This is a genomic window from Myxococcus sp. CA033 (genome assembly GCF_013336625.1).
In the GTDB taxonomy this organism is placed as follows: Bacteria; Myxococcota; Myxococcia; order Myxococcales; family Myxococcaceae; genus Myxococcus; species Myxococcus llanfairpwllgwyngyllgogerychwyrndrobwllllantysiliogogogochensis.
The window spans coordinates 175,843-200,036 of the sequence record NZ_JABUMU010000020.1 but is presented as its reverse complement, the minus strand read 5'-3'; the positions used below and the strand labels follow the sequence as shown (position 1 = coordinate 200,036).

The following is a 24,194-nucleotide window of genomic DNA, read 5'->3' as shown; positions in this document are numbered from 1 at the left end:
CGGCCGGGCCGCAGGACGGTGAGGAGAAGAGTCCGCTCGAGCCGATGCAGGTGGACAGCGGCACGGCCAAGTTCGACCTGTCCCTGCTCTGCGGTGACTTCGGCGACGACATCGGCGGCCTGCTCGAGTTCAACACCGACCTGTTCGACCGAAGCACTGCGGAGCGGATGGGCGCGCACCTGGTGCGCCTGCTGAAGTCCGCGGTGAACAACCCAGGCCAGTCGCTGTGGCGATTGCCCCTGCTCGATGAGCAGGAGCGTCACCAGTCCCTCGTCTCCTGGAATGACACGTCACGCGAGTCTCACGCCGTCACGACGATACACAGCCCCTTCGAGGCCCAGGCGCTCCGCACGCCCGACGCCATCGCCATCTCCGATGGCTCGCGCTCGCTCACCTACGCCGCTCTCGATGCACGCGCCAATCAGCTCGCCCACCACCTCGCCTCTCGCGGCGTGACTCCTGGCGGCGCCGTCGGCATCTGCCTCGACAAGTCCCTCGACATGGCCGTCGCCGTCCTCGCCACCCTCAAGGCCGGCGCCTTCTACGTCGCTCTCGACCCCAACTACCCCCCCGAGCGCCTCGCCTTCATGCTCGCGGACACTCGCGCCCCCGTCGTTCTCACCCACTCCCTGCTCGCCTCCGTCCTCCCCGCGAGCACCAGTGCGCGCTTCGTCCTCGTCGACTCCGAAGCCGACGCCATCTCCCGCCAGTCCTCACAGGCGCCCTCCGTCCTCGTCTCCACCGAGGACATCGCCTACGTCATCTACACCTCCGGCTCCACGGGCATCCCCAAGGGCATTGTCATGCCCCACCGCGCCCTCAGCTTCCTCCTCGCCTGGCAGATTCGTCAGTCCCCCAACCCTCGCGCTGTCACCCTCCAGTTCGCCTCCCTCAACTTCGACGTCTCCGTCCAGGAGTTCTTCGCCTCCTGGTGGGTCGGCGCCCACGTCGTCCTGCCCACCGGGGGACTCCGCCAGGACATCCCCGCCCTGCTCGACTTCATGCACCGCCAGCAGGTGGAGCGACTCTTCCTCCCCTTCGTCGCCCTCCAGGCCATGGCGGACTCCGTCTCTCACGGCGCCACGCTTCCTTCCGCCCTTCGCGAAGTCGTCACCGCTGGCGAGCAACTCCAGGTCAACTCCACCCTCGCTTCCTTCTTCGAGAAGCTCCCGGGCAGTGTCCTCGAAAACCAGTACGGCCCCTCCGAGTCCCACGTCGTCTCCGCCTTCCGGCTCCAGGGCGCACCTTCCTCCTGGCCTCGCCTGCCCTCCATCGGCTCGCCCGTCGCCCACACGCAGCTCTACGTCCTCGACACCCTCGGCCAGCCCGTCCCCATTGGCGTCTCGGGTGAGGTGTACGTCGGCGGCACCCACCTCGCTCACGGCTACCTCGCCCGCCCCGACATCACCGCTCAGGCCTTCGTCCCGAATCCTTTCTCGGGCGAAGAGGGCTCTCGCCTCTACCGCACAGGCGACGCGGCTCGCTGGAAGGCTGACGGCACCTTGGAGTTCCTCGGCCGCCTCGACTTCCAGGTGAAGGTCCGTGGCTTCCGCGTCGAGTTGGGCGAAGTCGAGTCCGTCCTCCGCACCGCGCCAGGAATGAGTGACGCCGCCGCAGTCGTCCGCGAGGATGTCCCCGGCGACAAGCGCCTCATCGGCTACGTCGTCCTCGCTCCCGACACCTCCCTCGACTCCGAGGCCCTGCGCACCTTCCTCCTCAAGCGGCTGCCTGAGTACATGGTGCCCTCCGCCTTCCTCTCCCTGGCGGCTCTGCCCCTGACTCCCAGCGGAAAGCTTGCTCGCAAGCTGCTTCCCGCTCCTGACGCCGACACCCTGCGGGGCGACTCCTCCTTCGTCGCTCCTCGCAACCCCGACGAAGAGAAGCTCGCTTCCCTCTTCGCCACCGTCCTCCGCCTGGAGCGCGTCGGCGTCACCGACAACTTCTTCGCGCTCGGTGGCCACTCCCTCCTCGCCACCCAGGTCATCTCTCGCGTCCGCTCATCCTTCGGCGTCGAGTTGCCCCTCCGTGCCCTCTTCGAGGCACCCACTGTCGCCTCCCTCACCGCTCGCATCCTCGCGGCCTCACAGGAGAGCAGCAGCGCGCAACCTCCCCCCATCCTCCCGGTGCCGCGCTCCGGCCCGCTGCCTCTCTCCTTCGCTCAGCAGCGTCTCTGGTTCATCGACCAGCTCCAGCCGGGCAGCTCCATCTACAACATGCCCTCCTTCGTCCGCTTGGACGGGCATCTCGACATCCACGCGCTCCAGCTCAGCCTCAATGAACTCGTTCGCCGCCACGAAGCGCTCCGCACGACCTTCATCCAGCGCGACGACCAGCCCTTGCAGGTCATCGCGCCGCATGCCGAGCTGCCCGTCACTCGCGTGGACCTCCGAGGCCGTGACGAGGAGAGCACCCGTGCGGAGGTAGAGCGCAGGCTCAAGGAGGAGTACCAGCAGCCCTTCAACCTCTCCACGGGCCCGCTCATCCGCGCTCAGGTCCTCGAGTTGAGCGACACCGAGCACGTACTCGCGCTCAACATGCACCACATCGTCTCCGACGGTTGGTCCATGGGCGTGCTCACCCAAGAAGTCGCCGCGCTCTACGACGCCTTCGCCCACGGCAAGCCGTCGCCCCTCGCGCCGCTCTCCATCCAGTACGCGGACTTCTCCGTCTGGCAGCGTGGCTGGCTCCAGGGTGCCGTGCTGGACGCGCAGATTGCGTACTGGCGCCGTCAGCTCGCGGACCTCACGGCCCTCGAACTGCCACTCGACAAGCCTCGACCCACGGTGCAGACCACGGCCGGCGGGCAGGTGTACGTCAGCGTCCCGCTCGCAACCGCGGAGAAGCTCAAGGCTCTCTGCCAGCGTGAAGGCGCAACGCCCTTCATGGCGCTGCTCGCGGCGTGGCAACTCCTGCTGTCCCGCTACTCCGGCCAGGACGACATCACCGTCGGCTCACCCATCGCGGGGCGTCACCGCTCGGAGCTCGAAGGGCTCATCGGCTTCTTCGTCAACACGCTCGTCATGCGCGCCCGCATCGACTCACAGGCGTCCTTCCCGCGATTGCTGCGGCAGGTGAAGGAGGCCTCGCTGGGCGCCTACGCTCATCAGGACATCCCCTTCGAGAGGCTCGTCGAGGAGCTCCAGCCCAGCCGCGACATGAGTCGCAGCCCGCTGTTCCAGGTGCTCTTCGTCCTCCAGAACACTCCGGCCTCCGCCATCCAGAAGACGGAGCTGACGCTCAGCCCGGTGGAGATCAGCGGAAGCACGTCGAAATTCGAGCTTCAGCTCAGCCTCGTCGAAACACCGGACGGCATCTTCGGAGGAATTGGCTACAACTCCGACCTCTTCGAGCGCTCCATCGTCGAGCGCATGGCGCGTCACTTCGAGTTGCTCGTCGAAGCCGTCGTCACCCGTCCCGACGTCCCCGTCGCCGCGCACTCCATCCTCACGGAGGCCGAGCGCCGCAACGTCCTCGTCGACTGGGCTTCATCACCGCTCGTCACCGATACCGACTCCACCCTCCCAGAGGTCTTCGCACGCGTTGTCGCGCGCTCTCCCGATAAGACCGCGCTCCTCTTCGGAGAGGACGTCCTCACCTACGGCCAGCTCGACGCCCGGTCCAACCAGCTCGCCTGGCACCTGCGCGCCCTGGGCGTCTCCACCGACTCTCGCGTCGCACTCTCGCTGGAGCGCTCCTTCGACCTCGTCGTCGCCCTGCTCGCCATCCTCAAGGCCGGCGGCGCCTACGTCCCTCTCGACGCCAGCTATCCCCGAGAGCGCCTCGCCTCCATGATGGAGGACGCACAGCCGCTGCTCCTCCTCACCTCGCGAGCCCTCGCGTCAAAGCTCCCGTCTGAGGGCCTCACCACCCTCGTCCTCGACGACGTCGACCTCTCGTCTCAGCCCACGGGGGCGCTGCCGCTCGCTGCGCTGCCCCTGTCGCTCGCCTACGTCGACTTCACGTCCGGCTCCACTGGCAGGCCCAAGGGCGTCGGCACGCCGCACTCCGCGGTCCTTCGCACCCTGGTGGGTCCCGACTACACGAGGTTCGGCCCCCAGCAGACGCACCTGCTGCTCGCGCCCATCTCCTTCGACGCCTCCACCTTCGAAATCTGGGGCGCTCTGCTTCACGGCGCGCGGCTCGTCGTCCCGCCGCCGCATGCGCTGTCCCTCGAGGAGATCGAACTCGCCGTCTCCCGTCACGGTGTCACCACCCTCTGGGCCACCAGTGGTCTGTTCTCCCAGCTCGCGGACTCCGAGCTTCCGGGCTGGAGTTCGTTGCAGCACGTCCTCACCGGCGGCGACATCGTCTCGCCAGTCCACGTCCGCAAGGCCCTCGGCGCGTGGCGCGTGCCTGTGTCCAACGCCTACGGCCCGACGGAGTCCACCGTCTTCGCGTCCGTGTTCACGGTCTCCCGGCCCGAAGACGTCGGGACGTCGCTGCCCATTGGCCGCCCCATCCACGGCACGCAGCTCTTCGTCCTCGACGCCACACTCCAGCCTGTTCCCCCTGGCGTCACGGGTGAGCTGTTCATCGGTGGTGAGGGTCTCTCACGCGGCTACCTCCTCCGCCCCGACTTCACCGCCGAGCGCTTCATCCCCAACCCCTTCAGCACCACGCCCGGAGCACGCCTCTACCGCTCCGGCGACCTGGTCCGCTGGCGCGACGACGGCGCGCTCGACTTCATCGGCCGCTCCGATGCCCAGGTGAAGCTGCGTGGCTTCCGCATCGAGCTTCCCGAAATCGAAGCCGCGCTGCTGTCTCATCCGTCCGTCACGGGGGCCCTCGCCCTGCTGCGCGAGGACACGCCGGGCGACAAACGCCTCGCCGCCTATTTCACGTCCTCGGCTCCCATCGACTCGGCCGCCTTGCGCTCGTTCCTCAAGCTCAAGCTGCCCGAGTTCATGCTGCCCTCCTTCCTCCTCCATCTGGACGCGTTCCCGCTCACCACGAACGCCAAGATCGACAGGAAGGCCCTCCCGTCTCCCGACGCATTCGCGTCCTCCGCGTCGTTCCTCGCGCCTCGCAATCCCACCGAAGAGGTGCTCGCCTCCATCTGGGCGGACGTCCTCCGTCTCGACAAGGTCAGCGTCTCCGACGACTTCTTCGAGCTTGGCGGCCACTCCCTCCTCGCCACGCAGGTGGTGTCTCGCATCCGCAGGGCCTTCGAGGTCGAGCTGCCCTTGCGTGCGCTCTTCGAGGCGCCGTCCGTGGCGGCGCTGGCCTCGCGCATCGCCGCTGCTCGGCAGGAGCACTCACGGCAAGCGCCTCCGCTGGTTCCCACGCCGCGCACCGGAGAGCTGCCGCTGTCGTTCGCGCAGCAGCGGCTCTGGCTCGTGGATCAGCTGGAGCCCGGCAGCTCCGCGTACAACATTCCCTCCGCGCTGAGGCTGCGTGGAACGCTCCACACCGCCGCGCTGGAGCGGTCCTTCACCGCGCTGCTCGAACGCCACGAATCGCTCCGCACCACGTTCCTCGCGCGTGATGGCGAGCCGATTCAGCACATCCATCCGGCCGAGCCGTTCTCACTGCCCATCGTGGAGCTGGGCATCCTGCCCGCCGAGGAACGCGAGGAGCACGCACTGCGACTCGCCGCCGAGGAGGCTCAGCGCCCGTTCGACCTCGCCCGGGGCCCCGTCCTCAGGGCGATGCTGGTGCGGCTCGCGCCCGAGGAGCATGTGTTGCTGGTCACCATGCACCACGCCGTCTCGGACGGTTGGTCCATGGGGGTGCTCATCCAGGAGCTCGCGGCGCTCTATGAAGCCTTCGCCACGGGCGGAGACGCTCGACTGCCCGCGCTCCCCATCCAGTACGCGGACTTCGCGGCCTGGCAGCGCTCCTGGCTGAAGGGTGACGTGCTGGAGCAGCAGCTCGGGTACTGGCGTCGTCAGCTCGGAGCGCTTCCTCCGCTGCTGGAGCTGCCGACGGACAAGCCCCGTCCTCCCGTGCGCAATCCTCGTGGGGCTTCGCGCCCCGTGCGGCTGTCGAAGGAGCTCACGGAGCGCCTGATGACGCTCTGCCGCCAGGAAGGGGCCACGCCGTTCATGGCGCTGCTCGCCGCCTGGCAGGTGTTGCTCGCTCGCTACTCCGGACAGGACGACATCGCCGTCGGGTCGCCCATCGCAGGGCGCACCCGGACGGAGACCGAGGGCCTCATCGGCTTCTTCGTGAACACCCTCGTGCTTCGCACGCAGGTCCGCCCCGGGCTGCGCTTCCGGGAGTTGCTGGCCCAGGTCCGCGCCACCACGCTGGCCGCCTATGATCACCAGGATGTTCCCTTCGAGAAGCTCGTCGAAGAGCTGAAGCCTCAGCGCAGCTTGAGCCACACGCCGCTCTTCCAGGTGATGCTGTCGCTCCAGAACCTCCCGGTGGCGAACCGCACCGTGGAGAGCACCTCCACGGACAGCTCTCCGCTGCACCTGGAGTCATTCGCGCAGGAGCTTCAGGTCACGAAGTTCGACCTGACGCTGACCCTGTCACAGACGCCGGAAGGCCTGGCCGGTGGGCTCAGCTACCGGGTGGACCTCTTCGAGGAGGCCACCATCACGCGCTGGGTGGAACACCTGAACACCCTGCTGGAAGCCGCCATCACCACTCCCGATACCCTTGTGGGTGAGCTGCCGATGTTGCCGGCCGAGGAGCGCCGTCAGGTGCTCGTCGAGTGGAACAACACCCGCCGCGAGCTGCCCTGGACTGGCGCCTTCCACGAGCGCTTCGAGGCCCAGGCCGCTCTCACGCCCGACGCCCTCGCCGTCCTCGACGACTCCTCCTCTCTCTCCTTCTCTCAGCTCAACCAGCGCTCGAACCAGCTCGCTCACCTGCTGCGCGCCCGTGGTGTCGGGCCCGAAGTCCGCGTCGCCCTCTGCCTGGAGCGCTCCGTCGACTCCCTCGTCGCCCTCCTCGCCATCCTCAAGGCCGGCGCCGCCTACGTCCCTCTCGACTCCGCCTACCCTCGCGAGCGCCTGGCTTTCATGCTCGAGGACTCCGGCGCTCCCTTCGTCCTCACCCAGTCCCACCTCCTGCCTCGTCTCGACTCGGCCTCCTGCTCGGCCCTCTGCCTCGATGACGCCGCACTGCGCGCTTCTCTCGCCGCGCTCCCCGACTCCAACCCTCCTCGCGTCTCCCTTCCTTCTCACCTCGCCTACGTCATCTACACCTCCGGCTCTACCGGCAGGCCCAAGGGCGTCATGGTCCACCACTCCTCCGTGGTGAATCTCCTCTCCGCCCTCTCTTCTTCCGTCTACTCCGACGTCCAGCGCCCGCTCCGCATCTCCCTCAACGCGCCTCTCTCTTTCGACGCCTCCGTCAAGCAGCTCGTCTTCCTCGCCCAGGGCCACTGCCTCTGCTTCGTCCCTCAGGCCGCTCGCGAAGACGTCCCCCTGCTCCTCTCCTGGATTCAGAAGCACCAGCTCGACGTCTTCGACTGCGCCCCTTCTCACCTCCGCCTCCTCCTCGACGAGGGCCTTGCTTCTTCTCAGCGCCCCTTGCGTCTCCTCATTGGCGGTGAGGCCATCGACGACGCTCTCTGGGCGACGCTTTCCTCTTCGCCCTCCCTGAGCGCCTTCAACGTCTACGGGCCCACCGAGGCCACCGTCGACACCACCGCCCTCTCCATCCGCGCCTCCGCGCGTCCCGCACTCGGTGGGCCGCTCTCCAACGTCTCCACCTTCATCCTCGACGCCTCTCTCCACCCCGCCCCCATCGGCGTCCCTGGTGAGCTCTTCATCGGCGGCAACGGCCTCGCTCGCGGCTACCACCTCCGTCCCGACCTCACCGCTGAGCGCTTCGTCCCCAACCCCTTCTCCTCGGTGCCGGGCGCTCGCCTCTACCGCACCGGTGACAAGGCTCGGTGGCTTGCCCACGGCCACCTCGAGTACCTCGGCCGCATCGACTTCCAGGTGAAGCTGCGCGGCTTCCGCATTGAGTTGGGCGAAGTCGAAGCTGCTCTCGAAGCGCTGGCCTCCGTCCACCACGCCGCAGCCCTCGTCCGTGAGGACGTCCCGGGCCTCAAGCGCCTCGTCGCCTACGTCACCCCGGCCTCCGTCGACACCTCGTCTCTTCGCGCGGAGCTGCTTCTCAGCCTCCCCGAGTACATGGTGCCTTCGGCCTTCGTCGCCCTGGACGCCCTGCCCATCAACACTCACGGCAAGCTCGACAGGAAGGCGCTCCCGGCTCCCGACTCCGGCCCCACCGACTCCTTCCTCGCGCCTCGCAATCCCACCGAGGCTCGCCTCGCCGCCATCTGGGCAGAGGTCCTCCACCTCGACTCCGTCAGCGTCTCCGACGACTTCTTCTCCCTTGGCGGCCACTCCCTCCTCGCCACCCAGGTCGTCTCTCGCGTCCGCAAGGCCTTCGACGTCGAGCTGCCCCTTCGCGCGCTCATCGAGGCGCCGACCGTGGGTGAGCTTGCGCTGCGGGTCGAAGCGGCCCGTGGAGAGACTCCGGTCAACACGCGGCCTCCGCTCGTGGCGGTGCCTCGTACCGGGCCGCTGCCGCTGTCCTTCGCGCAGCAGCGCCTGTGGTTCCTCGACAGGCTGGAGCCCAACAACGCCTCCTACAACATCCACTCGAGCAAGCAGCTCGATGGCGACTTGGATACCTCCGCGTTGGAGCGCGCGATTCAGGAACTCGTGCAGCGCCATGAAGCGTTGCGTACCTCCTTCCACGTGCAGGAGGACGGCACCGCGGTTCAGGTCATCCATCCGCGCGCCGAGCTGTCCGTTCCCGTCACCGACCTCCGACACCTGACAGGCACGGCCCTGGACACGGAGTTCGTGCGACTGACCTCCGCCGAGGCCAAGAAGCCCTTCGATCTGACGCACTCACCCCTGCTGCGAGCATCCCTGCTGCGAGTGACCGAGCAGAGCCATGTGCTCCTCGTCACGGTGCACCACATCGTCTCGGATGGTTGGTCCAACGGCATCTTGTTGCGCGAAGTGAGCGCGCTCTACGAGGCGTTCTCCCAGGGGCGTCCGTCCCCGCTCGCGCCGTTGGAGTTCCAGTACGCGGACTACGCGCTGTGGCAGCGCGGCTGGCTGCGCGACGAGGCACTGGAGCAACAGCTCTCCTGGTGGCGGCAGCAGCTCGCAGGCGCACCTCATGCGCTCGAACTGCCGACCGACCGGCCGCGCCCGCCCGTGCAGACCCACGTCGGCGCGTCGCTCCCGGTGCACCTGAGCACCGAGGTGACCGAGGCGCTGCGTGCACTGTGCAAGCGCGAAGGCGTCACACCCTTCATGGTTCTGCTCGCCGCGTTCCACACGTTGCTGGCGCGGTACTCGGGGCAGGACGACCTCGTCGTCGGCTCGCCCATCGCGAACCGGCAGCAAACGGAGCTGGAAGGCATCGTCGGATTCTTCGCCAACACGCTCGCGCTGCGCGCACGGCTGACGGGGGCGATGACGTTCCGTGCGCTGCTGGCTCAGCTCAAGGAGACGACGCTCGGTGCCTATGCGCACCAGGACGTGCCCTTCGAGAAGCTCGTCGATGAGCTGAAGCCCGAGCGCGACCTGAGCCGGTCTCCGCTCTTCCAGGTGATGCTCGCCCTGCAGAACACGCCGCGTCAGCGGCGCACCGAGGCGCGCAATGAGGAGCCGGCACACGCTCCGGGCCCGGCGGGAGTCACCTACGGCAGCGCCAAGTTCGACCTGTCCCTGTTGCTCGCGGACCATGGCGATGACATCAGCGGCCTGCTCGAGTTCAACACCGACCTGTTCGATCCGGACACAGCCCGGCGAATGGGCTCGCACCTGTCGCGGCTGCTGCAATCCGCCATCAGCGACCCGAGCCAGACGTTGTGGCGCCTGCCCCTGCTCGATGAGCAGGAGCGTCACCAGTTCCTCGTCTCCTGGAATGACACGTCACGCGAGTCTCACGCCGTCACGACGATGCACGGCCCCTTCGAGGCCCAGGCACTCCGCACGCCCGACGCCATCGCCATCTCCGACGGCTCGCGCTCGCTCACCTACGCCGCCCTCGATGCACGCGCCAACCAGCTCGCCCACCACCTCGCCTCTCGCGGCGTGACTCCTGGCGGCGCCGTCGGCATCTGCCTCGACAAGTCCCTCGACATGGCAGTCGCCGTCCTCGCCACCCTCAAGGCCGGCGCCTTCTACGTCGCTCTCGACCCCAACTACCCCCCCGAGCGCCTCGCCTTCATGCTCGAGGACACTCGCGCCCCCGTCGTTCTCACCCACTCCCTGCTCGCCTCCGTCCTCCCCGCGAGCACCAGTGCGCGCTTCGTCCTCGTCGACTCCGAAGCCGACGCCATCTCCCGCCAGTCCTCACAGGCCACGGGCGTCCTCGTCTCCACCGAGGACATCGCCTACGTCATCTACACCTCCGGCTCCACGGGCATCCCCAAGGGCATCGTCATGCCCCACCGGGCCCTCAGCTTCCTCCTCGCCTGGCAGATTCGTCAGTCCCCCAACCCTCGCGCTGTCACCCTCCAGTTCGCCTCCCTCAACTTCGACGTCTCGATTCAAGAGCTCTTCGCTTCCTGGTGGGTCGGCGCCCACGTCGTCCTGCCCACCGGGGGACTCCGCCAGGACATCCCCGCCCTGCTCGACTTCATGCACCGCCAGCAGGTGGAGCGTCTCTTCCTTCCCTTCGTCGCCCTCCAGGCCATGGCGGACTCCGTCTTTCACGGCGCCACGCTTCCTTCCGCCCTCCGCGAAGTCGTCACCGCCGGCGAGCAACTCCAGGTCAACGCCACCCTCGCTTCCTTCTTCGAGAAGCTCCCGGGCAGTGTCCTCGAAAACCAGTACGGCCCCTCCGAGGCGCACGTCGTCTCCGCCTTCCGGCTCCAGGGCGCACCCTCCTCCTGGCCTCGCCTGCCCTCCATCGGCTCGCCCGTCGGCCACACGCAGCTCTACGTCCTCGACTCCCTCGGCCAGCCCGTCCCCATTGGCGTCTCGGGTGAGGTGTACGTCGGCGGCACCCACCTCGCTCACGGCTACCTCGCCCGTCCCGACATCACCGCTCAGGCCTTCGTCCCGAATCCCTTCTCCGGTGTGGAGGGCTCGCGCCTCTACCGCACCGGCGACGCTGCTCGCTGGCGGGCTGACGGCACCTTGGAGTTCCTCGGCCGCCTCGACTTCCAGGTGAAGGTCCGTGGCTTCCGTGTCGAGCTGGGCGAAGTCGAGTCCGTCCTCCGCACCGCGCCAGGAATGCGTGACGCCGCCGCAGTCGTCCGTGAGGACGTCCCCGGCGACAAGCGCCTCATCGGCTACGTCGTCCTCGCTCCCGACACCTCCCTCGACTCCGAGGCCCTGCGCACCTTCCTCCTCAAGCGACTGCCTGAGTACATGGTGCCCTCCGCCTTCCTCTCCCTGGCGGCGCTACCCCTGACTCCCAGCGGAAAGCTTGCTCGCAAGCTGCTTCCCGCTCCTGACGCGGACTCCCTGCGGGGCGACTCCTCCTTCGTCGCTCCTCGCAACCCCGACGAAGAGAAGCTCGCTTCCCTCTTCGCCACCGTCCTCCGCCTGGAGCGCGTCGGCGTCACCGACAACTTCTTCGCACTCGGTGGCCACTCCCTCCTCGCCACCCAGGTCATCTCTCGCGTCCGCTCCTCTTTCGGCGTCGAGTTGCCCCTCCGTGCCCTCTTCGAGGCACCCACTGTCGCCTCCCTCACCACTCGCATCCTCGCGGCCTCGCAGGAGAGCCTCAGCGCTCAACCTCCCCCCATCCTCCCGGTGCCTCGCTCCGGCCCGCTGCCTCTTTCTTTCGCTCAGCAGCGGCTCTGGTTCATCGACCAGCTCCAGCCCGGCAGCTCCATCTACAACATGCCCTCCTTCGTCCGGCTGGACGGGCACCTCGACATCCACGCGCTCCAGCTCAGCTTCGATGAACTCGTCCACCGTCACGAAGCGCTCCGCACCACGTTCTTCGAGCTGGATGGGCAACCCTTCCAGCGCATCTCTCCCGTGGGCGAACTCCCGATGGTGCGCGTGGACCTCCGAGGCCTCGACGCGGAGACGTCTCACAGCGAGGTCCAGCGCAGATTGAAAGAGGAGTACCAGCGGCCCTTCGACCTCTCGACGGGTCCGCTCATCCGCGCTCAGGTCCTCGAGTTGAGCGACACCGAGCACGTGCTCGCGCTCAACATGCACCACGTCGTCTCCGACGGTTGGTCCATGGGCGTGCTCACCCAGGAGGTCGCCGCGCTCTACGACGCCTTCGCCCACGGCAGGCCGTCGCCCCTCGCGCCGCTCTCCATCCAGTACGCCGACTACGCCGTCTGGCAGCGGGACTGGCTCCAGGGTGCGGTGCTGGACCAGCAGCTCTCCTACTGGCGCAACCAGCTCACCGGGACTCCCTCGTTGGAGCTGCCCATCGACAAGGCGCGACCTCCGCTCCAGACGTTCCGAGGGTCCACGCTTCCGGTCTTCCTCTCGAAGGCCGTCTCGGAGCAGCTCAAGGCCCTTGGCCAGAGTGAAGGCGCTACACCGTTCATGCTGCTGCTCGCGGCGTGGCAGCTCCTGCTCTCCCGCTACTCGGGACAGGATGATATCGCCGTCGGCTCGCCCATCGCCGGCCGCCACCGCTCGGAAGTCGAAGGGCTCATCGGCTTCTTCATCAACACGCTCGTGCTTCGCGCCCGCGTCGATTCACGGGCGTCCTTCCTCCAGCTGTTGAGGCAGGTGAAGGAGTCCGCGCTGGGTGCCTATGCCCATCAGGACATTCCCTTCGAGCGACTCGTCGAGGAGCTTCAGCCCGCGCGTGACATGAGCCGCAGCCCGCTGTTCCAGGCGCTCTTCGTCCTCCAGAACACGCCCGAGTCCGCCGTCCAGAAGTCGGAGCTGACGCTCAGTCCGGTGGACCTGGGCAGCGTGGCGGTCACCGCCAAGTTCGAGCTTCAGTTGAACCTGACGGAGACGTCTGAAGGCGTCTTCGGTGGTCTGGGCTACAACTCCGACCTCTTCGAGCGCTCCACCATCGAGCGGATGGCTCGACACTTCGAGTTGCTCGTCGAAGCTCTCGTGGCGCGCCCCGACGTCCCGGTCCGCGCTCACGGAATGCTGACCATCGAGGAGCGGCACAACCTCCTCGTGGATTGGGCCACCGCTCCCGCGCACGTCTCGCCCGAGTCCACCCTGCCCGCCGTCTTCGCCGACGTCGTCGCACGTGCGCCCGACTCCGTCGCGCTCCTCTTCGGTGACACCTCCCTCACCTACCGTCAGCTCGACGAGCGCTCCAACCAGCTCGCCTGGCACCTGCGCTCGCTCGGCGTCCGCACCGACTCCCGCGTCGCCATCGCCATCGAGCGCTCCGCGGAGCTCATCATCGCCCTCGTCGCCATCCTCAAGGCTGGCGCCGCCTACGTCCCCCTCGACACCCAATATCCGCGCGAGCGCATTGCATTCATGCTCGAGGACGCTCAGCCCCAGGTCCTCATCTCCACGCGGGCCGTCCTCGACAAGGTGCCCGCCGATGGCCTGACGTGCGTCCTCCTGGATGAGGTGTCGCTGACCAACAGCCCCACCGAAGCCCTGCCGTCGTCCGCGCTTCCCATGTCGCTCGCCTATATCGACTTCACCTCCGGCTCCACCGGCAAGCCCAAGGGCGTTGGCTGCACCCATAGCGGCGTCATCCACACCCTCATCGGCGTCGACTTCACCCGCCTCGGGCCCGAGCAGACCCACCTCCTCCTCGCGCCCATCTCCTTCGACGCCACCACCTTCGAAATCTGGGGCGCACTGCTCCACGGCGCGCGCCTCGTCGTCCTCCCGCCTCAGGCGCCCTCGCTCGAAGAGCTCTTCCAGACCGCCGCCCGCCATGGCGTCACCACGCTCTGGGCCACCAGTGGTCTGTTCTCCCAGCTCGTCGAGAGTCGCCTCCCCGCGCCTCCTTCAATCCAGCGCGTCCTCACGGGTGGCGACATCGTCTCGCCTCTCCATGTCCGACGCGCGTTGCAGGACTGGGGCATCTCCGTCACCAACTGCTACGGCCCGACCGAATCCACCGTCTTCGCCACGACCTTCCTGGCCGCTCGGCCCGAAGACGTTGGCGCAACGATGCCTATCGGCAGGCCCACCAACGGCACCCGTCTCCTCGTCCTCGACGCCTCGCTCCAGCCCGTCCCCATCGGCATCACCGGTGAGCTCTTCATCGGCGGTGACGGCCTGGCGCGCGGCTACGTCGGCCAGCCTTCACTCACCGCCGAGCGCTTCATCCCGGACCCGTTCTCCTCCGTCCCTGGGGCGCGCCTCTATCGCTCCGGCGACCTCGTCCGCTGGAGCCATGACGGGACGCTCGCTTTCGTCGGTCGCGCCGACGCGCAGGTGAAGGTGCGCGGCTTCCGCATCGAGTTGCCCGAGGTCGAAGCCGCGATGCTCGCGCATCCCTCCATCCGCGATGCCATCGCCATCGCTCGTGAGGACGTCCCCGGCGACAAGCGCCTCGTCGGCTACTTCGTCGGTGACGACCTGGACGCCGTCTCCCTCCGAGCCTTCCTCAAGTCTCGGCTCCCTGAGTACATGGTGCCGTCGTCGCTCCTTCGCCTGGACGCGCTCCCGCTCACCTCCAACGCGAAGATTGACCGCAAGGCACTGCCTCCTCCCGAGGCCGTCCTCTCGGCTCCCTCCTCCACCTACGTCGCGCCGCGCACGCCCACCGAGGAGCTGCTCGCCTCCATCTGGGCGCAGGTCCTTCGCGTCCCCCAGGTCGGCATCGAGGACGACTTCTTCGAGCTCGGCGGCCACTCACTCCTCGCCATCAAGCTGATGGCGCGGATTCGCGAGCGCACGGGAGTCTCGCTCCCCGTCACCGCGCTCTTCCAGGGCTCCAGCATCGAGCGTCTGGCGCCATTCCTGGAGCAGCAGCAGGACGGCACGCGCGTCACGCCGAACCTCGTGCGCCTCGATTCGGGCACCTCCACCGAGAGCCCGTTGTTCCTGGTCCACGGAGGCGGCGGCAGCGCGCTGGGCTACACGGAGCTCGTTCGTCAACTCGCTCCAAGCCGGCCCATTCACGGCCTCTCCGCGAGCGGCATCGATGGAGGCGAGCTTCCTCCCGCGTCCGTCGCGATTCTCGCGCGGGACTACCTGTCGCAGCTTCGCGCCGTACAGCCTCATGGCCCCTACCTCCTCGCGGGCTGGTCCTTCGGCGGGCTCGTCGCCTATGAGATGGCGCGTCGGCTCCAGGCATCAGGCGAGCAGGTGGAGCTGCTGGCGATGATCGACAGCCATGCTCCCAAGCCGGAGCCGCGTCCGACACCGGATGCACTGTCGCAGCTCGCGGCCTTCGGACAGGTGCTCGGCCTGCCGTGGCGAGACCTCCCGGTGGACCCGGAGCGACTGGCCCGCCTCGAAGGCCGGGAGCGGCTCGCCTATCTGCTGGAGCTGACCCGCCGCGCCTCCACGCACACCATCGACCTGGACGTCGACGCGGCGGAGCGTCTCTTCGCGCTCTACCAACGATTGAGCGAAGCCCAGCGTGGCTATGTGCCCACGGGCGCGCCGTATGAGGGGACCACCGTGCTCATCAAGGCCGCGACGCCGCTCCCCGGGCTCACCGTGACTGCGGACCTGGGCTGGGGCCAGTGGCTGGCCACCGCGCCGACGGTGCATGAGTCACCGGGAGACCACTACACGATGCTGCGCGCGCCGCACGTCACCACACTGGCCGAGCTGTTCGCTCGACTGCTCGCCGCGCTGAAGCGAGACGCCGCTTGATGTACGCGCGCTGCGCGGTCCCCCACGTCGGGGCTGCTAACGTCAGCAGGCCCGCTCCCGGAGTGGATGCTCTGGGGTGTCGGGCCCCGAGGGAGCACGCATCGTGATTGTCAGCATCGATGACCTGCGCCAGCGAGCACGACGCCGGTTGCCCCGAACCGTCTTCGACTACGTGGAGGGCGCCGCCGACGACGGTTTCACCTCCGGCGCCAACCGACGCGGCTTCGACCGCTATCTCTTCCGAGCGCGGGCCCTGGTGGACGTGAGCGCGGTGGACCACTCCACCACGCTGCTCGGAGAGAAGCTGGCCACCCCCATCATCCTGGGGCCCACGGGGCTCGCGGGGCTGCTCGCGCCTCGGGGCGAAGAGCTGGCCGCGAAGGCCGCGGCGAGCCGAGGCACCGTCTTCACCCTCAGCACCATGTCCATCGGAACCCTGGAGGAAGTGGCCGCCGCGGCGCCCTCCCCACTCTGGTTCCAGCTCTACGTCTGGAAGGACCGGAGCGTCACGCGTGCGCTGGTGGAGCGTGCGAAGGCGGCGGGTTATCGCGCGCTGTGCCTCACGGTGGACGTGCCCGTCATGGGCAACCGGGAGCAGGACCGACGCAATGGCTTCACCCTGCCTCCTCGCGTCCAGTTCTCCAATGTGATGGACGTGCTGCGCCACCTGGGCTGGGTGCTGCGCATGTCAAAGAGCCCCCGAGCCACCTTCGGCAACTTCGTGGACCATCCCTCGCTGACCCGCACCGACGCGGTGGGTGTCGCGCGCTTCACCAACAGCCAGTTCGACCCTTCGGTGACGTGGAAGGACGTGGAGTGGCTTCGCTCCATCTGGACCGGCCCGCTCGTGCTCAAGGGAATCACCTGCGCGGAGGATGCGCGACATGCCGTCTCGCTGGGTGTCGAGGCCCTCATCGTCTCGAACCACGGAGGCCGGCAGCTCGACTTCCTCCCGGGCGCCATCGACGTACTTCCGGAGGTGGTGGACGCGGTCGAGGGCCGAGCGGAGGTCATCCTCGACGGGGGCATCCGCCGAGGCTCCGACGTGGTGAAGGCTGTCGCCATGGGCGCACGCGCCTGCATGGTGGGTCGACCGTTCCTCTACGGGCTGGCGGCGGACGGGCAGGCGGGCGTGGAGCTGTCGCTGGACATCCTCACCTCGGAGATTGACCGGACGCTCGCGCTGCTGGGTCGTCCGCGGCTCCGTGAGCTGGAGCGCTCCGCGCTGCGGGTCGATACGCCCGCGACCCTGGAACCCACCGCGTCCCCGCACCGACTGGAGACTTCCACCGTCACGAGGCGGGCGAGTGGGACAAGCGACACCTGAGTACCCCTCGGGACAGGGAGGTCAGGTTGACGGCGCGAGGTGACAGCCGTTAGCTTGCCGTTCCGTGTTGACGCCTTCCACTCCGATGGCCGCGCTGTTCCGCCGCTGCTGTCGGTCGTGTGCCTGTTGTGCCCTCTCGGGCCTGGGCTGTTGAAGCGCGCGCCGGAAGCCTCCTGATTCCCTCCGCGCCTCGCCTGGCCCCACCTCCGTCCCGAGGTCTGGGTCTGCTCCGCTGTTTCCCGCTCACCGCTTCCCGACGCTCCCTCATGCACCTTCTCTCCACCCAGCCAGTCGCGACGCAGCAGGCGCCCCACGGGGCCCGCTGTGCGTGCTGTCTGGCGTGTGCGTGTGAGGTGTGTCCGCCGACAGGCGGGCCCGGAGCGTTGAGGAGCGGATAGCGGTTCCATCCCTTCTCCCCTGCTCGCGCGGCCCGCCCTCGAAAGAGGCGCGGGCCGTCTGCTTTTCAGCCCCTGGAGTCCACCGTGTCCGTCGTGTCGTCGTCCCCCGCCCTTGGAATCGCTCGCGAGCCCTCGGCCCTGCTCGCGGAAGCCGCGTCGCTCGAAGCCGCCACCACCGAGGAGATTCTCGCCTGGGTCGAGCAGCGGCTCGGCGCGCGCGCGGCCATCGCCTCGAGCTTCGGAGTGGAGGACATGGTCCTCATCGACCTGGCGCGCAAGCACGCGCCCAGCCTGCGCGTCTTCACCCTCGACACCGGTCGCCTGCCGTCGGAGACCTACGAGCTCATCGAGGTCGTCCGCAATCGCTACGGCATTCCCGTGGAGACCTACTTCCCGGAGCGAGCCCGCGTCGAGGCGCTGGAGTCGACCCAGGGCTACTTCTCGTTTCGCCGGAGCCTCGACGCGCGCAAGGAGTGCTGCGCCATCCGCAAGGTGGAGCCCTTGCGTCGCGCGCTGCAGGGACTGGACGGTTGGGTGACGGGGCTGCGCCGCGAGCAGTCCGCCAACCGCACGGAGGTCGCCATCGTCGAGCACGACCGCGACCATGGCGGGCTGCTCAAGCTCAACCCCCTGGCGGCCTGGAGCCGGCAACAGGTGTGGAGCTACATCCAGGCGAACGCCGTCCCGTACAACGCCCTGCATGACCGGGGCTACCCGTCCATCGGCTGCGCGCCGTGCACGCGCGCGGTGAAGCCGTACGAGGACGAGCGCGCGGGCCGGTGGTGGTGGGAGTCACGAGAGCACAGCGAGTGCGGACTGCACCGCATTCGGTGACGCGGACTCCCGCCATGGCGACCTCTACTCCTGTCGACTATCCCGTCTGCCTCCGGCTGGAAGGCCGCCGCGTCCTGCTGGTGGGCGGAGGCGCCGTGGCCGAAGGCCGGGCCCTGGCCCTGCTCGAAGCGGGCGCGCGGCTCCACCTGATAGCCCCTGACGTCACCGACACCCTCCAACGCCTGGCCGCCGAGGGACGTCTGGACTGGGAGCGCAGGGCCTACGCCTCCGGCGATGTACGCGGCCACGCGCTGGTGCTGGCCGCGACGGATGAGCCCGCCGTGAATCAACACCTGACGGCCGAGGCGCGTGAGCTGGGCTTGTGGGTGAACACGGCGGACGAGCCGGAGCTGTGCGACTTCACCCTGCCCTCGGTGGAGCGACGAGGCCCCATCACCGTGGCGGTATCCACCGCCGGTCAGGCCCCCGCGCTGGCGCGCCACCTGCGCAGGGAGCTGGGAGCCCAGGTCGCGCCCCACCACGTCTGGCTGGCGAGGCTGAGTGGATGGCTGCGCCGACGGCTGCCTCGTGGTCCCCGGCGTCAGCGCCTGCTGAAGCAATTGGTGGAGGGAGAGCCTGGCGCTCTGCTCGCGCGCGGTGAGCGAGGGGCCGCGGTGGCTCGGCTTCGCTCGGAACTGAAGACCTTCAAGTCGTCTGGAGAGTTCACATGAAGGAGTCGTCGAGAGGGCGCGTGTACCTGGTGGGTGCGGGCCCTGGAGATCCAGAGCTGCTCACGCTGCGCGCGGCGCGCTTGCTGCGAGAGGCGGACACGGTGGTGCATGACCGGCTCATCCACCCCGGAGTGCTGGAGCACGCGCGTCCGCACGCCCGGCTCATCTACGTGGGCAAGGAAGGTGGGGGCGAGTCGGTACAACAGGAGGCCATCCACGCGGTGCTCATCGCCCAGGCACGGCTCGGCCGCACCGTGGTTCGCCTCAAGGGCGGAGACCCGTTCGTCTTCGGTCGCGGCGGGGAGGAGGCCCTGGCGCTGGAGGCCGCGCGCATTCCCTACGAGGTGGTGCCCGGCATCTCCTCGGGCATCGCGGTGCCCGCCTCGGCGGGTATTCCCGTCACCCATCGGGACATGTCCGGCGAGGTGACCTTCGCCACGGCGTTCCGCGCGGGGGGAGCGCCCGACTGGGGCTTCCTCGCACGCGCCCAGACGCTGGTGCTGTTCATGGCGGGAAACCGCCTGGAGGAGACGACGGCGGCCCTGGTCACCGCGGGTCGCGCGGCCTCCACGCCCGCCGCCCTGGTGGAAGCAGGCACCTGGGAACACCAGCGCGTGGTGGAGGCCACCCTGGGCACCGTCGCCCAGGAGGCGCGCAAGGCCGGACTGGGCTCTCCCTCGCTGCTGGTGGTGGGCGAAGTCGTCGCGCTGCGCGCTCGGCTCCCTTCGCTCGCGGCGAGGAATCACACGGCGACGGGAGACTCCGTCCCCCGGTTCGCGGAGGCGGGACATGACTGACACGACCCACGCACGCTCCACGCATCTGGAGGAGCTGGAAGCGGAGAGCATCCACATCCTCCGCGAGACGGTGGCGGAGTTCGCCAACCCGGTGATGCTCTACAGCATTGGCAAGGACTCGCAGGTGCTGCTGCACTTGGCGCGCAAGGCCTTCCACCCCGCGCCCCTGCCCTTCCCGCTGCTCCATGTCGACACGACGTGGAAGTTCCGGGACATGTACGCGTTTCGCGACGCCTTCATCGCGCGACACGGTCTGCGGCTGCTCGTCCATCAGAACCACAAGGCGCTCGCCGAGGGCATCAACCCCTTCGACCACGGCAGCCAGAAGTACACGCACGCGATGAAGACACAGGCGCTGCTCGAAGCGCTCGCACTGCACGGCTTCGACGCGGCCTTCGGTGGAGCCCGCCGCGACGAGGAGAAGTCCCGCGCCAAGGAGCGCGTGTTCTCCTTCCGGGACAAGCATGGCCAGTGGGACCCGCGCCGGCAGCGGCCAGAGCTGTGGAACCTCTTCAACGGCCGCGTGGACGCGGGCGAGAGCATGCGCGTCTTCCCCCTGTCCAACTGGACGGAGCTGGACGTTTGGCACTACGTCCTGCGCGAGAAAATCCCGGTGGTGCCGCTCTACTTCGCCGCCGAGCGCCCCGTCATCGACCGGGGTGGCACGCTGCTGATGGTGGATGACGAACGCATGCGCCTGCGCGCCGGGGAGCGGCCCACGCTCCGGCGGGTGCGCTTCCGGACGCTCGGCTGCTACCCGCTCAGCGGAGCCATCGAGTCATCCGCCACCACGGTGGAGGCCGTCATCCACGAGATGGTCCACGCACGTCAGTCCGAGCGCCAGGGCCGACTCATCGACCACGACGAAGAAGGCTCCATGGAGCTGAAGAAGCGCGAGGGGTACTTCTGATGGACACCGCACTCCAGGCCGTTGCGCAACCCGACATCCAACGACTCCTCGACGAGCACTCCAACCGGGCGCTGCTGCGGCTCGCGGTGGTGGGCTCGGTGGACGATGGCAAGTCCACGCTCATCGGCCGACTCCTCTTCGAGTGTGACGGACTCTTCGAGGACCAGATCTCCGCGGTGCGACGTGCCAGCGCGAAGCGGGCCGCCGCCCGGACGGAGCTTCCTCCTGAGCTGCTGGCCCAGGGGCTCAAGGCCGCGGCGGGCGCGGGTGACGAGGAGGAGCTGGACTTCTCCCTCTTCACCGACGGCCTGCGCGCCGAGCGAGAGCAGGGCATCACCATCGACGTGGCGTACCGGTACCTGTCCACGACGCTGCGGAAGATCATCATCGCCGACACGCCAGGACACCTTCAGTACACGCGCAACATGGCCACGGGTGCCTCCACGGCGGACGCGGGCGTCATCCTGGTGGACGCGCGACTCGGCGTCCTGCCGCAGACGCGGCGCCACGCGTACATCGCCTCGCTGCTGGGCATCCCCTACCTCGCGGTGGTGGTGAACAAGATGGACCTGGTGGGCTACGAGCGCGCGACGTTCGAGCGCATCGGCTCCGAGCTGGTGGACTTCGCGCGCACGCTGGGCTTCGAGGGCGTGCGCCTGTTCCCTGTCAGCGCCAGCCGGGGCGACAACATCACCCGCCTCAGTCCCCGCACACCCTGGCACGAGGGCGGCACGCTGCTGGGCTGGCTGGAGTCGCTTCCTCACCAGCGAAGGCTCGACGGCGCGCCCTTCCGCTTCCCCGTCCAGTACGTGCTGCGGCCCCATCAGGACTACCGGGGACTCGCGGGCCAGGTGGCCTCCGGCACGGTGCGCGTGGGAGACGAGGTGCAGGTGCTCCCCTCGGGTCGCAGGACGCGCGTGGAGGCCATCGACACCTTCGACGGCGCCAAGGAGGAAGCCTCCGCGACGGACTCCGTCACACTGCTGCTCACGGACGACGTGGACGCCAGCCGAGGCGACCTGCTCGCCCACGTGGACCAGCCGCCCCTGGCGCTACAACACCTGGACGCGATGCTGGTGTGGTTCGGTGAGCAGCCGCTGGACGTGACTCGCCGCTACCTGGTGAAGCAGACCACGCGCACTGCACCCGCGCAGTTCGAGCGTGTGCTCTGGCGCAAGGAGCTGGAGACCCTCTCGGAGGTGCCCTCGGAGTCGCTGGCGCTCAACGACATCGGCCGCGTCCGGCTGGTGTGCCGCCGGCCCCTGTTGTGCGACCCGTACCAGGAGAACCGGCGCACGGGGGCCTTCATCGTCATCGACGCGCTCACCCACGACACCGTGGGCGCGGGCATGGTGCTCGGCCCCGCGGAGTCCACTTCGCGCGCCGGTGCGTCGCTCGTCACGAGCGCCGAGCGACACGGACGGCTGGGCCAGGTCGGCGCCGTCGTCCTGCTTCCCGCCACGCCCGAGGCGGCCAGTCGCGCGTTCGCGCTGGAGCGTGAGCTGTTCAACCTGGGCCGCCATGTCGCCACCGTGCCCGGGGATGTGGAAGTGGCCCTGGCCCTGGCGCGCGCGGGCTTGTTCGCCCTCGTCTACGCGGAGGCGCCCCAGGTCCGGCGTGCGCTGCGAGAGGAAGCCCATGACGCGGGCACGGGCTGGTGGGAGCTGGACGACGCGGAGGCCCCGGAGCAGTGGGCGCGACGCCTCACCGCCCCACGGGAGGACGCGACATGAGCGCCTCCTCCCCAGGCAATCTCACCTTGTCCCCGCCTCCTTTCATCGGCGCATTGCTGGGCGCGGAGAAGGGCACGTTGCTGCTGGAGCTGGTGGCGGGGCTGGACCCGACGGCGCTTCATTGGCTGAGTGGTTACGCCGCGGGCCTCGCGGCACGCCCCGGTGCGGTCTCCACGGCGGCGTCCGTCGCCATGGCTCCCACGGCGACACCCGCCGCGCCCCTCACCATCGTCTACGGCACGCAGACGGGAAACAGCCGGCTGATCGCCGAGCGACTCAAGCACCAGACGGAGAGCGCGGGCCTTCCCGTGCGCATCATCCGGGCCAGTGAGTACCCGGTGCGAGAGCTGGCACGCGAGAAGCTGCTGGCCGTGGTCATCAGCACGCAAGGAGACGGAGACCCTCCCGACGACGCGCGTGGGTTCTGCGAGCACCTGCTGGGCAAGCGCGCTCCCCGACTGGAGGGCCTGAGCTACGCGGTGCTCGGACTCGGGGACACCAGCTATCCGAAGTTCTGCGAAGTGGGGCGGGCACTCGACGCGCGACTGGCGGAGCTGGGTGCCACGCGACTGGTGGAGCGCGCCGACTGCGACCTGGACTTCGAGCCCATCGCCACGGGCTGGTTGGACCAGACGCTTGGTCGCGCTCGCGAGGCGCTCGAACCGCGCACGCCCTCCGTCGCCACCATCGTCCCGCTGAGAGGCGCCACGGCGACACCCACCGTGGGCAAGGAGGCCCCCTTCTCCGCGACCGTGCTGGTCAACCAGCGCATCACCGGACGAGGCGCGCTCAAGGACGTCCGCCACGTTGAAATCTCCCTCGAAGGCTCCGGCCTGGAATACGCGCCGGGCGACGCGTTGGGGGTGTGGGCACCCAATCCACCGGAGCTGGTGGACGCCGTCTTGAGGCAACAGCGACTGGATGGCGCGGAGCCGGTGACGCGCGACGGGAAGACACTCCCGCTGGCGGTGTGGCTCTCGGAGGGACTGGAGCTGACGCGTCTGAGCCGGCCCTTCCTGGAGCGACACGCCACGCTCGGCGCGAGCACCGCGCTCCAGTCCGTGCTGACGCCCACGGGCGCGGAGGCCTTCCGCGCGCTGCTGAAGAGTCATCAGGTCATCGACGTGCTTCGCCAGCACCCCGCGCCATGGAGCGCGAAGGAACTGGTCCTCGCGTTGCGCAAGCAGACGCCCCGGCTGTACTCGATTGCCTCCAGTCCCAAGCGCGTGGGCGAGGAGGCACACCTCACGGTGGCGGTGGTCGACTACACGGCCTTTGGCGAGCGCCACCTCGGCGCCGCGTCGTCCCATCTGTCCACGCGAGGGGCGGACGCGGACTCGGTGCGGGTCTTCGTGGAGCGCAACGAGCGCTTCCGGCTGCCGGAGGACACGGACCGGGACGTGGTGATGATTGGCCCCGGCACGGGCGTGGCGCCCTTCCGGGCCTTCGTGCAGGAGCGCGCGGAGGTCGGCGCGCGCGGACGCAACTGGCTGTTCTTCGGAGAGCAGCACTTCCGCAGCCAGTTCCTCTACCAGTCGGAGTGGCAGGAGGCGTTGAAGAAGAAGACGCTCCACAAGCTCTCGCTCGCCTTCTCTCGCGACACGGCGGCGAAGGTCTACGTCCAGCACCGGCTGCGTGAGGCGGGCAAGGAGCTCTACACCTGGCTGGAAGGCGGCGCCCACCTCTACGTGTGCGGCGATGCCCAGCGCATGGCACCGGATGTCCACGCGGCCCTGGTGGACGTCATCGCCGAGCACGGTGGCCGCGGCCGAGAGGACGCCGAGGACTGGCTCAAGACGCTGCGTGACGAGCGGCGCTACCTGCGTGACGTCTACTGAATCCTTCTGACT

8 protein-coding genes are annotated in these 24,194 nt (G+C 68.8%); all 8 read left to right on the top strand.

Features of this window, described 5'->3' with window-relative positions; all coding sequences use genetic code 11:
* Nucleotides 1–44: 44 nt before the first annotated feature.
* The 8 genes from HUA78_RS34020 to HUA78_RS33985 all read left to right on the top strand — a co-directional run bounded on the left by HUA78_RS34020 (nt 45) and on the right by HUA78_RS33985 (nt 24,182).
* Entirely contained in the window at nt 45–15,674 is a 15,630-nt protein-coding gene (locus HUA78_RS34020) for a non-ribosomal peptide synthase/polyketide synthase (RefSeq protein WP_217442688.1), read from the top strand.
* A 103-nt stretch (nt 15,675–15,777) separates the two neighbouring features.
* On the top strand, nt 15,778–17,001 hold the full coding sequence (locus tag HUA78_RS34015; RefSeq protein WP_174478059.1) for an alpha-hydroxy acid oxidase: 1,224 nt from the start codon (nt 15,778–15,780) through the stop codon (nt 16,999–17,001).
* Nucleotides 17,002–17,483: 482 nt separating this feature from the next.
* Nucleotides 17,484–18,233 carry a phosphoadenylyl-sulfate reductase gene (locus HUA78_RS34010; protein ID WP_174478058.1) on the top strand — a complete coding sequence of 250 codons (750 nt, stop codon included), beginning with the start codon at nt 17,484–17,486 and terminating at the stop codon, nt 18,231–18,233.
* Nucleotides 18,234–18,247: 14 nt separating this feature from the next.
* Nucleotides 18,248–18,904: a bifunctional precorrin-2 dehydrogenase/sirohydrochlorin ferrochelatase gene (locus HUA78_RS34005; protein WP_174461727.1), complete on the top strand. Its 657-nt coding sequence runs from the start codon at nt 18,248–18,250 to the stop codon at nt 18,902–18,904.
* Nucleotides 18,901–19,701, top strand: coding sequence for a uroporphyrinogen-III C-methyltransferase (cobA, locus tag HUA78_RS34000; RefSeq protein ID WP_141644627.1), 801 nt, complete (start codon nt 18,901–18,903; stop codon nt 19,699–19,701). The genes HUA78_RS34005 and cobA overlap by 4 nt, the downstream gene beginning before the upstream one ends.
* A complete protein-coding gene (gene cysD / locus HUA78_RS33995) occupies nt 19,694–20,611 on the top strand; it encodes a sulfate adenylyltransferase subunit CysD (protein WP_174458398.1) in 918 nt (305 codons plus the stop codon). The genes cobA and cysD overlap by 8 nt, the downstream gene beginning before the upstream one ends.
* Nucleotides 20,611–22,344: a GTP-binding protein gene (locus HUA78_RS33990; protein ID WP_141644625.1), complete on the top strand. Its 1,734-nt coding sequence runs from the start codon at nt 20,611–20,613 to the stop codon at nt 22,342–22,344. Before cysD ends, HUA78_RS33990 begins: the two co-directional genes overlap by 1 nt.
* Nucleotides 22,341–24,182 (top strand): assimilatory sulfite reductase (NADPH) flavoprotein subunit, encoded by a 1,842-nt coding sequence (locus HUA78_RS33985; protein WP_141644624.1) that lies wholly within the window; start codon nt 22,341–22,343, stop codon nt 24,180–24,182. Before HUA78_RS33990 ends, HUA78_RS33985 begins: the two co-directional genes overlap by 4 nt.
* Nucleotides 24,183–24,194 lie beyond the last annotated feature (12 nt).